The sequence below is a fragment of the Microvirgula sp. AG722 genome (assembly GCF_003269145.1).
Taxonomy (GTDB): domain Bacteria; phylum Pseudomonadota; class Gammaproteobacteria; order Burkholderiales; family Aquaspirillaceae; genus Microvirgula; species Microvirgula aerodenitrificans.
In genome coordinates this window covers 60,935-75,298 of the sequence record NZ_QLTJ01000004.1, presented here as the reverse complement: position 1 = coordinate 75,298, position 14,364 = coordinate 60,935, and the positions used below count along the sequence as shown (strand labels likewise).

Below are 14,364 nucleotides of genomic sequence, written 5' to 3'. Positions count from 1 at the left end.
CATGCACTATCAATTGCTTGCCGCCGACCGCGACGGGCGCGTCCGCCGCCACCGCCTGAACGCAGCCAATCTGGCCGATCTGGAACAGCGGGCAGCGGCGCTGGGGCTGACGGTCATCCATCTGGAAACCCGCGCCGGTCTGCTGACCCGCGCCGCGCCGCGGCGGGTGTCGCGGCGCACGCAGATCGATTTTTTCCTGCAGCTGGAACATCTGCTCGGTACCGGCCTGCCGCTGCTCGATGCCCTGCGCGAACTGGACGACGACAGCGTCGATGCCGCCATGCGCCATGTACTGGCGGTCATGTCGCAGGACCTGGAGCGCGGCAGTACGCTGTCCGCCGCCATGCGCGCCCACCCGCGCGCCTTCGGGCCGGTCATCGTGGCGCTGGTGGAAGCCGGGGAACTGAGCGGCGAACTGCCGGTGATCTGCGCCCGGCTCAGCGACATGCTGCGCCGGGACGACGAGCAGCGCACGCACAGTATCCGGCTGCTGATGTATCCGCTGTTCGTCGCCGGCGTGTTGCTGGCAGTCTGCGTCTTCCTGCTGCTCTACCTGCTGCCGCAACTGGTCGGCTTTCTCGACAGCCTCGGCGCCGCGCTGCCATGGCAGACCCGCCTGCTGATTGGCACCGCTTCGGCGGCCGAACGGTACGGGCCGTGGCTGGCAGCACTGCCGCTGCTCACGCTGGCCAGCTGGCGCCTTGCCTGCCACCGGTTTCCACCGCTGCTGCAGCACGCCGACCGCTGGCGGCTGGCACTGCCGCTGCTGGGCCCGATCCGGCACCAGATCGCGCTGTCGCGCTTTGCCGCCGGTTTCGCCCTGCTGTACAGCGCCGGCATTCCGCTGCTGACCGTGCTGGAGCGCTGCGAGCAGCTGGTCGGCAACCGGGCGGTCGCCGCCGCGCTGGCCGATGCCCGGCGCCGGGTCGCCGGCGGCAGTACGCTGGCCGATGCGCTGGCGACCGGCGGCCTGTTCCCGCCCCGGCTGCGGCGGCTGATCCGGCTCGGCGAGCAGACCGGCGCACTCGGCCGGATGCTGGCCCACGCCGATCACGGCTACCAGCGCGATATCCGCGCCGGCATCGACCGGTTGCAGCGACTGATCGAACCGTCGCTGACCGTGCTGCTGGGATTGATCCTGGCCTGGGTGCTGAGTGCCGTACTGTCGCCATTGCACAGCGCCACGCTCGAGCTGACGCGATGACCGGCATCGGTCATCGGCCCGGCTTCCTGTGCCTGACACCGGGACTGGCCACGCTCTGGACCCACGACCGCCGTGGCGCCTGCCGGCTGGCAAGCTGGACCGACGCCGAGTGCGAGCAGGCGGCCGCACAATGCGCCGGCAGCGCCGGCCTGCACCTGCTGATCGAGGACCCGGCCGACCCGCTGCATGTCGAGCAGACGCCACCGGTCGCCCTGCACCATCGCCGGCGCTGGGTGCACTTTCGCCTCGAGCGCCTGTTTCCGGATGCGCCCTGCCGCGGGCTGCACCGGCTTCCGCAGCGGCGGGTGGCGTTTTCCGCACCGGCAAGGCCGGCGGCGCCGGGCCGGTGGCTGGCGGCGTTGTACCGGCATGGCGTCACGGTCCACAGCGTGCAGTCGGTCACGCTGCTGACCGCTGCGCTGGCCGCACGCATCGCGGCCGGGCACGATGGCGTCGTGCTGTGTCTGCCGGCCTTTGCCGATCACAGCCTGCGTTTCCTGCGCCTCGACCCGGACCGGCCGCTGTCGCGCGTCATCTGCGCCGACACACCAGGCACGCTGTTCGACAGCGAGTGCCGCCATCTGGCCGACGATCTGCCCCGGCAGCCCGAACCGGTGCTGATCGTCGTTACCGACGCCGGCTTTGCGCCGACGGCTGCGCCCGACTGGCCGTTCGCCCTGCATCGGCTGCCGGCCAGTCAGCTGGACGACTGCGCGGCACCGAGCGCGATCGGCGCCGTGCTGCGCGAGGCACAACGCGGCCACGGCCTGCTGTCCCCTCCCGCGCGCGGCCTGCGTACAATGGACGCCACTCATCTACTGGAGCCGTCATGCCCCACAACCTGATCATTCAGGCGCCGGTCGACCCTGCGCCGCACCTGGACACGCTGGCATCGCTTTCCGGCGCCCGCGATACCAGCACCGTCGCACCGGGGCTGGCCTACCGGCTGGCTGGCGCCGATCCGGAACGTCATGCTGCCGTCGATGCCTTCTGCGACCAGCACCGGATCGACTTTGCCTTCGTGCCGGCCGGCCGCCGCCTGGCCGACTACGGCCTGCTGGTCTCGGATATGGACTCGACCCTGATCACCATCGAGTGCATCGACGAAATCGCCGACATGTTCGGCGTCAAGCCGCAGGTCGCCGCCATCACCGCACGTTCGATGGCCGGCGAGCTGGATTTTGCCGCCTCGCTGCGCGAACGGGTCGCCCTGCTCGAAGGGTTGCCGGTCGATGCGCTGGCCCGCGTCTACGACGAGCGGCTGACGCTGATGCCCGGCGCACGCGAACTGCTGGCCGACTGCCGCGCCAGCGGCATCCGTACCCTGCTGATTTCCGGCGGCTTCACCTATTTCACCGATCGGCTGAAAGAAGAGCTCGGCCTGGATTACGCCATCGCGAACCAGCTTGAAATCATCGACGGCAAGCTGACCGGCCGGATGACCGGCCCGCTGATCGATGCCCAGGCCAAGGCCGACTGGCTGGTCCGCCTGCGCGGTGAACTGGGACTGGAACCGGAACAGGTCATCGCCATGGGCGACGGTGCCAACGACCTGAAAATGATTGCCGCCGCCGGTCTTGGCGTCGGCATGCACCCGAAACCGGTCGTTCGCCAGCACGCTGACGTCTCGCTGCGTTTTGTCGGGCTGGACGGGTTGTCCCGGCTGTTTGCATGATCGAAAGTCATAATTGACGTTCGGGTATTAACTTTATTTACTTTTATTTTTTCGTTTTGCAACCAAAAGCGGCCAAATGGCCGCTTTTCATATTCACTATCCAACATGCAGTTCGGCCAGACAAGCGACCGGTAATCAAGGGCTTGGCGCCACATTGCGGCATGGAAAGACAGATTTGGCACGATAGTGCCAGCCGCAACGGCATTCCATTTTATAATCGTTTCATGATTTACGAACGGATGCCCCCGTGGCATCCGAAATCATTTCCGTCCATGCGCGGCCAGCGAGGCCACGCTTCATAGAAAGGGTTCAATCTTGAACGCGAGCATGACACGTCAGGACATGGAATGGGTGCTGACGCTATTCGGTACCGCCATCGGCGCCGGGATTCTGTTCCTGCCGATCCAGGCTGGCCTGGGCGGCATCTGGCCGATGATCATCCTCACTCTGATCATCCTGCCCCTCACCTACATTTCGCACCGTGGCGTCACCCGCATGGTGGCGTCCAGTGAACAGGCAACCGACATCACCGGCGTGGTCGAAAACGATCTCGGCCGCAACTGGGGCTTTGCCATCAGCGTGCTGTACTTCCTGTCGATCGTGACCATCTGTGTCGGCTACGCAACCGGCGTGACCAACATCGTGTCGTCGTTCCTGGAAAACCAGATGGGCATCGACGGCATCTCGCGTCCGATGCTGACCGGCATCCTGCTGGTCGGCCTGACCGGCGTGATCGTGGCCGGCGAGAATACCGTGCTGAAGGTCACCTCGATCCTGGTCTACCCGCTGATCGCCATCCTGTTCGGGCTGTCGCTGTACATGATTCCGTACTGGAACCTGTCGGTATTCCAGCAGCCGATCGAACCGGCCAGCCTGGTCCGCAACCTGCTGCTGACCTTCCCGGTACTGGTGTTCTCGATGAACTTCTCGCCGATCTGTTCGGCGCTGGCCAGTTCGTACCGCGGCAAGAGCGCGACACCGGACGAAGCCGTGAAGCGCACCGACCGCGTGGTGTGGTGGAACAGCCTGATCCTGCTGGTGTTCGTGATGTTCTTCGTGTTTTCGATCGTGCTGTCGCAAACGCCGCAGAGCATGGTCGACGCCAAGGCCAACAACGTCGACGTGCTGACCATGATCTCGCTGCAGTCGAATGAACCGTGGCTGCGCTACCTGATTCCGATCGTCGCGCTGATCGCCATCGTGACCTCGTACTTCGGCCACTTTATCGGCACCCGCGAAGGCCTGGACGGCATGATCTATCGCCTGGCGACCTGGAATGCCGACAAGGACAGCAAGGCCGCATTCAATCACAGGAAGCTGCGCACCTGGACCACGATCAGCATGATCGCCGGCCTGTGGATGCTGGCCGTGTTCAATCCGCCGATCCTCAAGATCATCGGCGCGATGTCGGCACCGGTCATTGCGCTGTACTGCTACGTGATGCCGGTCGTGCTGATGAAGCGCGTCCCGCGACTGATGATCTACCGCTCGACCTGGGGCGGCGTGGTGTTCGTGTTCGGCCTGATCACCATCATCGGCTACGGAGTGGCCGAGTATATGTAACAGGCCCCCGGGCCGTGTCAGATCGAAGCCAGCCGCTCCATGGTATCCGGGTAGCGTTCTACCAGACGGATCAGGGTTGCGGCCTGGGCATTGGGTTTGGCACGGCCCTGCTCCCAGTTTTCCAGCGTGCGCTCGTTGGTACGCAGATAACGGGCAAAGACGGGCCGCGACAGATGCAGCCGGGTACGCAAGGCCAGCAGTTCTTCAGCGCTGACACAGGGCGGGGCCTTGCGCTCGACCTGATGCTTGCGCAAGGTCACCTTGCCCTCTCGTTCCGCGCGCAGCGCATCCACGCCTTCAGTCAATTCAGCAAACAGATTGCGTTTCATGATTGATTCCTCATCCTGATTTCCTGCTCAAGTCTCTGCTTCAGACCCTTGCGCCCTTCCGCAGACAAGTCCGTCGCCTCGTCCTTCCGGGATGACATCACCGGCATCGGGTTTGTTCAGCAGCCACTGTGCAGGCAGCAGAATGCGTCGTCATCCAGCTAGTCCTGACGATAGCGGGCAACTCGGTAAAGTTCGCATTCATTAAAAATGAAATGTACGCAACTTGCGTTGAGTTTTCAAATACATCCGAAGATGCAGTCCATAAAAAAATCGGCCCCGAAGGGCCGCATCCTGTTCAGGCACGTTCAGTTTCCCGCCAGCGCCTGCAGCAGCTTGCCGTGCACGCCGCCGAAACCGCCATTGCTCATGACCAGCACCTGATCGCCGGGCCGGGCAACGGCGGCGACGCGGGCCACCAGCGCATCCAGATCGTCAAAGGTTTCCGCCTTGTCGCCGAGCGGCGCCAGCGCGTCGGCCGGGTTCCAGCCCAGCTGGGCGCCATAGCAGAACACGCGGTCGGCCTGTGCCAGGCTGGCCGGCAATTCCGCCTTCATCGTGCCGAGCTTCATGGTGTTGGAACGGGGCTCCAGCACGGCCAGAATGCGGGCGCCGTCACCGACCCGGGCACGCAGGCCGGCCACGGTGGTCGCGATCGCCGTCGGGTGATGGGCAAAGTCGTCGTAGACGGTCACGTCATTGACCACGCCCTTCACTTCCATCCGCCGTTTGACGTTGCTGAAACGGCCGAGCGCCGCGCAGGCGTCCGCCGGTCGCACGCCGACATGGCGGGCAGCGGCCACGGCGGCCACGGCATTGAGCCGGTTGTGCTCGCCCATCAGCGTCCAGCACACGCGGCCGACCACGGTGCCGTCGAGCAGCACGTCGAAATGGCCGTCGGCATCGGCGTCGCCGGCCTGCCAGCCGCCCTCGGCGCCGAAGCGTTCGACCGGCGTCCATGCACCGCGCGCCAGCACCCGGTCCAGCGCCGGTTCACGGCCATTGACCACCAGCCGGCCATTGCCCGGCACGGTCCGCACCAGGTGATGGAACTGGGTTTCGATGGCGGCCAGGTCGGCAAAGATGTCGGCGTGGTCGAATTCGAGATTGTTCAGCAGCGCCGTGCGCGGCCGGTAGTGGACAAACTTCGAGCGCTTGTCGAAGAACGCGGTGTCGTACTCGTCGGCCTCGATGACGAAGAACGGGCTGCGCCCGCCCGGCTCCGCCGGCGGTTCGCCGGGCAGGCGCGCCGACAGGCCGAAGTTTTCCGGGATGCCGCCGATCAGGAAGCCCGGCGCCAGTCCGCAGTCCTCCAGCACCCAGGCCAGCATCGACGAGGTCGTGGTCTTGCCATGGGTGCCGGCCACCGCCAGTACCCACAGCCCGTGCAGCACATTCTCGGCCAGCCACTGCGGACCGGACGTGTACGGCAGCCCGCGGTCGAGGATCGCCTCCATCAGCGGCATGCCGCGCTTGACCACATTGCCGACCACGAACATGTCCGGGTTCACGCGGTCGAGCTGGTCGGCGTCGAAGCCGGTCATCAGGTCGATGCCGAGCGCTTCGAGCTGGGTCGACATCGGCGGATAGACGTTCTGGTCGCAGCCGGTCACGGTGTGGCCGGCGGCGCGGGCCAGCGCGGCGACGCCGCCCATGAAGGTACCGCAGATGCCGAGAATGTGAATATGCATGGAGACGACTCGCAAGGCTGTCCGGGCGCGGCATCCCGCCGTGCCCCGGCGTGTGTTACAGGGAGAAGAACAACAGGGTCATCAGCACGAACAGCGGGATCAGGATGGCGCCCGACCACAGCATGTAGCCGAAGAAACCCGGCATTCTAACCCCTCTCGACTCGGCGATCGCCTTGACCATGAAGTTCGGTGCATTGCCGATGTAGGTATTGGCGCCCATGAACACCGCCCCGGCCGAGATCGCCATCAGCGTCGACGCCATCGGCCCCATCATGTGTGCCGGGTCGCCATGGGCGAGATTGAAGAACACCAGATAGGTCGGCGCATTGTCGAGGAAGCTGGACAGTGCCCCGCTGAGCCAGAAGTACATGCTGTCGATCGGCGCCCCGTTGCCGTCGGTCACGGTCCGCACCAGCGGTGCCAGCGCACCCTCGGTGCCGGCACGCAGGATGGCGATGGCCGGGGCCATGGCGACGAAAATGCCGGCAAACAGCTTGGCCACTTCAAGGATCGGGCCCCAGTCGAATTCGTTGCGTTCGCGCACTGCCTTCGGCGTCATCCACAGCGACAGCGCCGCGCAGCCGAGCATCAGCCCGTCGCGCACCAGATCCTGCAGGCCGGTATCGACACCCAGCAGCGAAACGCTCACGCCCGGCTTCCACAGCCCGGACAGCAGCACGGCAAACACGATGACCGCCAGCAGCGCGAAGTTGCCCTTGCCTTCCACCCGCAGCGGCGAATCCGGCGTCGGGTCGATCCGGCGCACGCCTTCCTGGCGGTACAGCCAGCTGTCGATCGCATAGAACAGCGTCAGCAGCACGGCGGCGGCAAAGGCGACCGGCAGCAGCATGTGCTGCAGGGTCCAGAAGAAGTCGATGCCCTTCAGGAAGCCGAGGAACAGCGGCGGATCACCGATCGGGGTCAGCCCGCCGCCGATATTCGCCACCAGGAAGATGAAGAACACCACCACATGCACGTTGTGCTTGCGGTTGTCGTTGGCGCGCAGCAGCGGCCGGATCAGCAGCATCGCCGCGCCGGTGGTGCCCATCAGGCTGGCGCACAGGGTGCCCAGCGCCAGCAGCCCGGTATTGAGCCGTGGCGAGCCGTGCAGGTTGCCGCTGATCAGGATGCCGCCCGACACCGTATACAGTGCGAACAGCAGGATGATGAATGGCAGGAACTCTTCCAGCAGCGCATGGGCGACCACGCTGCCGGCGACGCCGGTGCCGTACAGCGCCACGGCCGGCAGCAGGAAGGACAGCGCCCAGAAGGCGCTGACCTTGCCGAAATGGTGATGCCAGAAATGCGGCAGGAACAGCGGGCACAGCGCAATCGACAGCAGGATGCCGACGAACGGCAGCCCCCAGGCCAGCGACAGCTCGGCACCGGGCAGGCCGGCGGCTTGCGCCGCCAGTGGCGCGCAACTCAGAAACAACAGGATCGGCAGTTTGGTCATGGCTCGGCAGGTTGCGGGCGGCAGGGACGCCCGGCGTGACAAGTCCCGGCAGGGGCCGGGACAAAAGCGCCGATTATACCCATGCCCCTCCCCCGCTCAGGCGACCCGGATCAAGAACCCGCCTGGCCGTCGCCTATGCCGGTGCCGCCAGTCTCAAATACAACCGTGGCAGCAGTCGCGGCAGCTCGGCGGCGTCGCGGGCGACCACGAAACCGTGGCTGCCGAACAGATAGGGCAGGTATTCGCCGGCATCGCGGTCGATGGTGACGCAGAACGGCAGCAGCCCGCGCGCACGCGCCTCGGCGACTGCAACCCGGGTGTCCTCGATGCCGTGGCGGCCTTCATAGCGGTCGAGGTCGTTCGGCTTGCCGTCGGTCAGCAGCAGCAGCAGGCGCCGCTCGGCCGGCTGTTCGGCCAGGATGCGGGTTGCGTGGCGAATGGCGGCGCCCATGCGGGTATAGAAGCCGGGCTTGATCGCCGCGACCCGGCCACGGGCGGCCTCGTTCCACGCCTCGCCGAAATCCTTCAGCACGTGAAAGCGCACGTGTTCGCGCCGCACCGACGAGAAGCCGTACACACCGAAGCGGTCGCGGCTCGCAGCCAGCGCCTCGGCAAACACCATCAGCGCGTCGCGGATCACGTCGACGACCCGTGCCTCGTTGCCGACCCAGGTATCGGTCGACAGCGACAGATCGGCCAGTACCAGCGTCGCCAGACTGCGCGCGCCGCCACTGTGGCGCCGGTACAGCCCGCTGTCGCCGACATGGCCCGTGGCGCGTTCGGCGGCAAAGCGCACGACCGCATCCAGGTCCAGTTCGTCGCCATCCTGCTGGGCATTCAGCCGCACCCGGACCGGCTGCAGCAGCTCGAACTGGCGCCGCAGCCGTCGCGCCAGCGGTGCCAGCGACTCGGGCAGCGCACAGGGCGGCGCCTCGTCGGCCTGCATCGGCTCGATCCGGCAGTAGTCGGGCAGATAGGCGCCAGTTTTCCAGTTCCACTCCGGATAGAGGATGCCGGCGCCGATCGGCCGGTCGTCATCGCTTTCCGGCGGCAGGTCGAGGTCGAAGCGCAGCCGCTTTTTCGGTGCGCGACCGCCCCGGGCGATGCTGAGCTTGTCCAGGTCGTCGGCAGCACGCGGATCGGGGTCCTCGTCGTCGTCCAGCGGCCGGTTGACCTCCAGGTATTCGGCCCAGCTGAAAATGCTCTCCGCGCGGAACACCATCAGCATGCCGTTCCTGTTCTCCGGCAGTTCGACCCGTTCTGCGCTGCGGCGCACGCGGTCGGCCTCGTCCTGACGCATCAGTTCGCCCTTGTCGCCGTCCGCATCGGCCGCGTCGGCACGCGGCGCCAGTGCCGCGGTCGTCGGCGGATCGGGATGCAGCCACAGCGGTACCGGATGCGGAGGCCAGCGCGCCGGGGGCGGGGGCGCTTGTTCGATTTCGGGTCTGAGCAGCGCGGCACGGATCGCCCGCTCCCATGCCGCCTCGTCCGCCGGCAAGCGGGTCGGGTCCGGCCGGCTGCCCAGATGCGCATCGACCAGTCGGTAGTAGCGCGACGCCAGCCCGGGCAAGCGGGCCAGCACACTGGCGGTGGCACGCCGGCTGCGCGACAGCCACTCGCCACCGACCGGTGCCTGGGCCGCCAGCGCGGTCAGCCAGATATACAGTTCGCGATTGAGCGCCGCCTCAGGCATGGCATCCAGCCCGGGCGGCAGGTACAGCGCGTCGTCGTCGGCCCAGCCATGGCAGGTCTGTTCGCCGATGCCGGCCACCCGTTCCAGCCAGCGCCGGCGCGCGCCATGCGCTTCCTTGTCGGATGCCTTGATCTGCGCGGCACCGGCACCGCCAAATGCCCGGTACAGCGGCGCCAGCATGCCGCTGACCTCGTCCAGCCTGACCCGGGCCGCCGGATGGCCGCGATAAGCCGCCCGGCGCACCCAGCGGTCCCATATGCCCCCAACCCATTCTTCCATATCGTTCTGCTCTGCCCGGTCAGTCGGCGAAATGGGCGCGAATGATCTCGGCCAGCGCCATGCGGGTGGCCGGTTCATCACTCAGCGGTTCGATCACCGCCACCCGGCAGGCACTGCCGGCCGGCAAACCGGCCTGCATCAGGCGGGCGGCATGGATCAGCAGCCGGGTGCTGACTGCTTCGTCCAGATCATGCGCGGCCAGCCGGCGCAGGTCGGTCGCCAGCGCAACCAGCGCGGCCGCCTGGTCGTGGCTCACGCCGGCCTCGGTGGCCACGATGCCGGTTTCGATCGCGGCGGCCGGGTAGTCGAAAGTCAGCGCGACAAAGCGCTGGCGGGTCGACGGTTTCAGCGTTTTCAGCGCGTGCTGATAGCCGGGGTTGTACGACGCCACCAGCATGAAGGACGGCGGGGCTTCCAGCTCCTCGCCGGTGCGTTCGACCGGCAGGATGCGACGGTCGTCGGTCAGCGGATGCAGCACCACGGTGGTGTCCTTGCGCGCTTCGACCAGTTCGTCGAGGTAGCAGATTGCGCCCTGGCGCACGGCGCGGGTCAGCGGGCCGTCCTGCCAGCGCGTCTCGCCGTCGCCAAGCAGGTGGCGGCCGACCAGGTCGGCAGCCGACAGGTCATCCTGGCAGGCCACGGTAATCAGCGGCACGCCCAGTCGGGCTGCCATGTGGGCGACAAAGCGGGTCTTGCCACAACCGGTCGGCCCCTTGATCAGCAGCGGCAGCTGCTGGCGGAAGGCGAGTTCGAACACGGCGCACTCGTCGGCGACGGGCTGATAGAACGGGGGCCGGATGGCGGCGGGGTCGGCATGCATGGGGCAATCCTTCTAGAACGTGGGGCGGAACGCGAACGCCAGGCCGGCCAGTACCAGCAGCAGCCAGCCGAGCACGGCGGCACGCAGCCAGCCGGCCGCGTGCGCAAGCCCCATGAAACGGTCGATGATCCAGCGTCCCTTCAGCAAGGTCAGTCCGCCGAGCAGCAGCGGCAGCGCCGGGCCGGCGCGACCGGTCTCGGTCAGCACGAAGCCCAGCGCGGTCAGAGACAGCAGAAACAGCCAATCGAAAGTGGAACGGGACATGACGGCATCCAGGGTTGAACGGAAAAACACGGGGCGGCAGGTGGCCGGGCACCAGCCCGGACCCGCAGCAGCCACTCAGCGCAGCAGGTAGAGCAGCGGAAACAGCACCACCCACACCAGGTCGACCATGTGCCAGTACGAGGCAACGGTTTCCACGCCATCGTGCGCTCTGGCGTCATAGCCGCCACGGCCGGCCTTGAGGGCCACATAGCCGAGCATGACCATGCCAAGCAGCACATGCAGGAAATGGAAACCGCTCAGCGACAGGTAGAACATGTAAAACAGGTCGGTCGACAGTGAGATGCCGGCAGCGAAGACAGCACCGAGCTCGGCCAGCTTGACGCTGGCGAACACGGCGCCGCAGGCGACCGCCCCCCACATCCAGCGGGCACAGCGCTGCGACTGTCCGCGGCGGATGGCCGCGACCGCACGCACGACGGCATAGCCGCCGCTGAGCAGCGCCACGGTATGCACGACGCCGGTCAGCGGATTCAGCCCGGCCTGTCCCTGCTCGAACAGCGCCAGGTGATGCTGGCGGGCAAAGGCGTAGGCCAGAAAGAAGACGCCGAACACCAGCAGTTCGGCAAGAATGAACAGCCACATGGCCAGGTCACCCGGATAGCGGGGCGGATCAAGGGCAGAAGCGGTAGACATGATGGAACGTCCTCGGGGGCCGGATGAGATCAGGCAGGCAGCCGTACTCACGATCTCCCCTGTCAGTCAGGCATGCACCGGCGCCACGGTGACCGCCGGTACCCACCTTTGTCAGCAGCCCGGGGCCGGGCGGAAAATCCGCCCGGCCCCGGGCTTGCACCTTCAGGCGTTGCTGCGTGCCGGCGCGGACTTGCCGCCGACAAAGAACGACGCCACGTACAGCAGCAGACCGGCCAGGAACACCAGCCCGGACACTTCACGCATCCAGTAGATCGACGAGATCTGGTCCTGGGCGACCATGAAGTTCATCGGCGTGTCGGTCAGGCGTTGCAGCATGACCTGCTTGAAGCCGGCAGCGGTCAGGAACAGGGTGATGGCGACCATGGCCAGGGTCATCATCCAGAACGACGCGATTTCCATCCGCTGCGACGCCTGGCTGTTGGCTTCACGACCGCGCATCAGCGGCATCGCATACGAGATCATGGTCAGCACCACCATCACGTAGGCACCGTAGAACGCCATGTGGCCGTGGGCGGCGGTCAGCTGCGTGCCGTGGGTGTAGAAGTTCACCGGGGCCAGCGTGTGCAGGAAGCCCCACACCCCCGCGCCCAGGAAGGCCATCACCCCGGTACCGAGCGCCCACAGCGTGGCGGCGCGGTTCGGATGGTCGCGCTTGCGGCGCTTGACCATGTTGAAGGCGAACACCGTCAGCATGAAGAATGGCACCGGCTCGATGGCGGAGAACACGCTCCCCATCCACAGCCAGTATTCCGGCGCGCCGATCCAGAAGTAGTGGTGACCGGTGCCGATGATGCCGGAGATCAGCGTCATGGCAATGATCACGTACAGCCACTTCTCGACCACTTCGCGGTCGACCCCGGTCACCTTGACCAGTACGAAGGCCAGCATGGCGCCGAGAATCAGTTCCCACACCCCTTCCACCCACAGGTGCACGACCCACCACCAGAAGTACTTGTCCAGCACCAGGTTTTTCGGGTTGTAGAACGAGAACAGGAAGAAGATCGCCAGTCCCCACAGGCCGAGCAGCATGACCAGGCTGATGGTGGTCTTGCGTCCGCCCAGCACCGTCATCGAGATATTGAACAGGAACACCAGCGCCACTACCACGATACCGACCTTGGTCGGCAGCGGCTGTTCAAGGAACTCGCGCCCCATGGTCGCCAGCAGATCGTTGCCGGTCAGCCGGGCCAGGGTCGCGTACGGCACGGACAGGTAGCCAACCACGGTCAGCGCCCCGGCGGCCAGGAAGATCCAGAACATCCAGCGCGCCAGCTTCGGGCTGTAGAGTTCGCGCTCGCTTTCTTCCGGGATCAGGTAATACGCCGCACCCATGAAGCCGAACAGCAGCCAGACGATCAGCAGGTTGGTGTGGACCATGCGGGCCACGTTGAACGGGATCTGGGGAAACAGGAAGTCCCCGATTACATACTGCAGGCCCATGATGAGGCCGAAAATGATCTGCCCGATGAACAGGCCGATCGCGGCGACGAAATAGGGCTTCGCCTCCGCCTGCGACTGGTATTTCATCTTTTTTCTCCGCGTGGATGGCGCAAACGGTCGTGATGGTGCTCAACCTTCGACATTGGGCGGCCAGTTGTTGGTGTTGATGCCGTTGGTGTACTTGAGGAAGGCCACCAGGTCGTCAAGTTCCTGATCGCTCAGGTGAAACTGCGGCATCTGCCGGCGGCCGGGAGCCCCGGTCGGCTGCGCCTTGATCCACGCCTTGATGAATTCCGGTCCGCGCCGGGTATAGACATTGCCGAGCTCGGGCGCGAAGTACGCACCTTCACCCAGAATGGTGTGACAGCCGATGCAATTGCGCGTTTCCCAGATGTGCTTGCCGCGCATCGCCTGATCGGTCAGCAGTGCCCGGTTGTCACGCTTGGGCAAGGTATTGACCGTATCGAAAGTCAGGCCGAGAAAAAGCAGAAAGAAAAACACCGCGCCACCGTAAAAGATGTTGCGCGCGGTTGACTTGGTGAAGCTTCCGCTCATGGCACTCCCCTGTGCATAAATTAGCATGCAGATAGTGCGGTCCGGCACAGGACATCATCATTGATTCGTATCAACGCTTTTCAGACCGGAGGGGAATCGGAAGCATAAATCCGGCTTTTTTCGGGTTATTTTAACCCTGCCATAATCAGGGTTTATTAGGCATGGCCGGCAACGCCGTTATAACCCCATTTATAATGCGGGAATACACGCCGGCTTTGCCGGCAGGTGCATATAGCCTGCAAAACAGGAAAAAGAAAGGACTGACCGTATTCAAATACGGTCAGTCCTTTTTTCATTCACTGCGATCAGTCGTGCTGGGTACCGGCCTGAATGAATTCGATCTTGTAGCCGTCCGGGTCCTCGACAAAGGCGATGACGGTCGAACCATGTTTCATCGGCCCGGCTTCGCGCGTGACCTTGCCGCCCAGGCGGCGCACGGCATCACAGCTGGCAGCGGCATCGGCGACTTCCAGCGCGATGTGGCCATAGCCGTTGCCGAGGTCGTAATGGTCGGTGTCCCAGTTGTGGGTCAGTTCGAGTACCGAGGCCTTGTCCTCGTCGTCATAGCCGACGAAAGCCAGGGTGAAGCGGCCGTCCGGATAGTCATTGCGGCGCAGCAGCCGCATGCCGAGCACCCCGGTATAGAAAGCGATCGAACGGTCGAGATTGCCGACACGCAGCATGGTGTGCAGCAGGCGCATGGTATTCCTCCAGAAAAGTCAG

Annotated in this window: 14 protein-coding genes; 4 read left to right on the top strand and 10 right to left on the bottom strand. The window is 65.5% G+C overall.

Annotation, left to right across the window (positions count from 1 at the left end):
* Position 1 precedes the first annotated feature (1 nt).
* The 4 genes from DFO50_RS08140 (at position 2) to DFO50_RS08125 (ending at position 4,442) form a co-directional block, all read left to right on the top strand.
* Positions 2-1,204 (top strand): type II secretion system F family protein, encoded by a 1,203-nt coding sequence (locus DFO50_RS08140; RefSeq protein ID WP_112692306.1) that lies wholly within the window; start codon positions 2-4, stop codon positions 1,202-1,204.
* On the top strand, positions 1,201-2,049 hold the full coding sequence (locus DFO50_RS08135; protein ID WP_028500572.1) for a hypothetical protein: 849 nt from the start codon (positions 1,201-1,203) through the stop codon (positions 2,047-2,049). Before DFO50_RS08140 ends, DFO50_RS08135 begins: the two co-directional genes overlap by 4 nt.
* Positions 2,034-2,879 carry a phosphoserine phosphatase SerB gene (serB, locus tag DFO50_RS08130; RefSeq protein WP_028500571.1) on the top strand — a complete coding sequence of 282 codons (846 nt, stop codon included), beginning with the start codon at positions 2,034-2,036 and terminating at the stop codon, positions 2,877-2,879. The genes DFO50_RS08135 and serB overlap by 16 nt, the downstream gene beginning before the upstream one ends.
* Positions 2,880-3,206: 327 nt before the next feature.
* A complete protein-coding gene (locus DFO50_RS08125; RefSeq protein WP_112692305.1) occupies positions 3,207-4,442 on the top strand; it encodes an aromatic amino acid transport family protein in 1,236 nt (411 codons plus the stop codon).
* 17 nt (positions 4,443-4,459) lie between these two features.
* Here the strand turns inward: DFO50_RS08125 and DFO50_RS08120 are convergent, their stop codons facing one another.
* From DFO50_RS08120 to gloA, 10 genes are all read right to left on the bottom strand, one after another.
* Positions 4,460-4,771: a DNA-binding transcriptional regulator gene (locus DFO50_RS08120; protein ID WP_028500569.1), complete on the bottom strand. Its 312-nt coding sequence runs from the start codon at positions 4,769-4,771 to the stop codon at positions 4,460-4,462.
* Positions 4,772-5,076: 305 nt separating this feature from the next.
* Entirely contained in the window at positions 5,077-6,459 is a 1,383-nt protein-coding gene (gene mpl, locus DFO50_RS08115) for a UDP-N-acetylmuramate:L-alanyl-gamma-D-glutamyl-meso-diaminopimelate ligase (protein ID WP_112692304.1), read from the bottom strand.
* Between the two features lie 55 nt (positions 6,460-6,514).
* Positions 6,515-7,915 carry a sodium:proton antiporter gene (locus DFO50_RS08110; RefSeq protein ID WP_112692303.1) on the bottom strand — a complete coding sequence of 467 codons (1,401 nt, stop codon included), beginning with the start codon at positions 7,913-7,915 and terminating at the stop codon, positions 6,515-6,517.
* Positions 7,916-8,048: 133 nt separating this feature from the next.
* Complete coding sequence (locus tag DFO50_RS08105; protein WP_028500566.1) at positions 8,049-9,887, bottom strand: nitric oxide reductase activation protein NorD; 1,839 nt, start codon at positions 9,885-9,887, stop codon at positions 8,049-8,051.
* 19 nt (positions 9,888-9,906) lie between these two features.
* The gene (locus DFO50_RS08100; RefSeq protein ID WP_028500565.1) at positions 9,907-10,707 is read right to left on the bottom strand and encodes a CbbQ/NirQ/NorQ/GpvN family protein; all 801 of its coding nucleotides are present in this window, start codon (positions 10,705-10,707) and stop codon (positions 9,907-9,909) included.
* Between the two features lie 12 nt (positions 10,708-10,719).
* Positions 10,720-10,971 (bottom strand): cytochrome C oxidase subunit IV family protein, encoded by a 252-nt coding sequence (locus DFO50_RS08095; RefSeq protein WP_036386982.1) that lies wholly within the window; start codon positions 10,969-10,971, stop codon positions 10,720-10,722.
* Between the two features lie 75 nt (positions 10,972-11,046).
* Positions 11,047-11,625: a cytochrome c oxidase subunit 3 family protein gene (locus DFO50_RS08090; protein WP_036386981.1), complete on the bottom strand. Its 579-nt coding sequence runs from the start codon at positions 11,623-11,625 to the stop codon at positions 11,047-11,049.
* Between the two features lie 162 nt (positions 11,626-11,787).
* Entirely contained in the window at positions 11,788-13,173 is a 1,386-nt protein-coding gene (locus tag DFO50_RS08085) for a cbb3-type cytochrome c oxidase subunit I (protein ID WP_028500562.1), read from the bottom strand.
* Between the two features lie 42 nt (positions 13,174-13,215).
* Positions 13,216-13,641, bottom strand: coding sequence for a cytochrome c (locus DFO50_RS08080; protein WP_107889554.1), 426 nt, complete (start codon positions 13,639-13,641; stop codon positions 13,216-13,218).
* A gap of 305 nt (positions 13,642-13,946) precedes the next feature.
* A complete protein-coding gene (gene gloA, locus DFO50_RS08075; RefSeq protein ID WP_028500560.1) occupies positions 13,947-14,342 on the bottom strand; it encodes a lactoylglutathione lyase in 396 nt (131 codons plus the stop codon).
* Positions 14,343-14,364 lie beyond the last annotated feature (22 nt).

Bases quoted from the DNA above. Each gene is read 5' to 3' on its own strand.
- DFO50_RS08140 (WP_112692306.1), top strand. From the start codon at position 2: ATGCACTATCAATTGCTTGCCGCCGACCGCGACGGGCGCGTCCGCCGC.
- DFO50_RS08135 (WP_028500572.1), top strand. From the start codon at position 1,201: ATGACCGGCATCGGTCATCGGCCCGGCTTCCTGTGCCTGACACCGGGA.
- serB (WP_028500571.1), top strand. From the start codon at position 2,034: ATGCCCCACAACCTGATCATTCAGGCGCCGGTCGACCCTGCGCCGCAC.
- DFO50_RS08125 (WP_112692305.1), top strand. From the start codon at position 3,207: ATGACACGTCAGGACATGGAATGGGTGCTGACGCTATTCGGTACCGCC.
- DFO50_RS08120 (WP_028500569.1), bottom strand. From the start codon at position 4,771: ATGAAACGCAATCTGTTTGCTGAATTGACTGAAGGCGTGGATGCGCTG.
- mpl (WP_112692304.1), bottom strand. From the start codon at position 6,459: ATGCATATTCACATTCTCGGCATCTGCGGTACCTTCATGGGCGGCGTC.
- DFO50_RS08110 (WP_112692303.1), bottom strand. From the start codon at position 7,915: ATGACCAAACTGCCGATCCTGTTGTTTCTGAGTTGCGCGCCACTGGCG.
- DFO50_RS08105 (WP_028500566.1), bottom strand. From the start codon at position 9,887: ATGGAAGAATGGGTTGGGGGCATATGGGACCGCTGGGTGCGCCGGGCG.
- DFO50_RS08100 (WP_028500565.1), bottom strand. From the start codon at position 10,707: ATGCATGCCGACCCCGCCGCCATCCGGCCCCCGTTCTATCAGCCCGTC.
- DFO50_RS08095 (WP_036386982.1), bottom strand. From the start codon at position 10,971: ATGTCCCGTTCCACTTTCGATTGGCTGTTTCTGCTGTCTCTGACCGCG.
- DFO50_RS08090 (WP_036386981.1), bottom strand. From the start codon at position 11,625: ATGTCTACCGCTTCTGCCCTTGATCCGCCCCGCTATCCGGGTGACCTG.
- DFO50_RS08085 (WP_028500562.1), bottom strand. From the start codon at position 13,173: ATGAAATACCAGTCGCAGGCGGAGGCGAAGCCCTATTTCGTCGCCGCG.
- DFO50_RS08080 (WP_107889554.1), bottom strand. From the start codon at position 13,641: ATGAGCGGAAGCTTCACCAAGTCAACCGCGCGCAACATCTTTTACGGT.
- gloA (WP_028500560.1), bottom strand. From the start codon at position 14,342: ATGCGCCTGCTGCACACCATGCTGCGTGTCGGCAATCTCGACCGTTCG.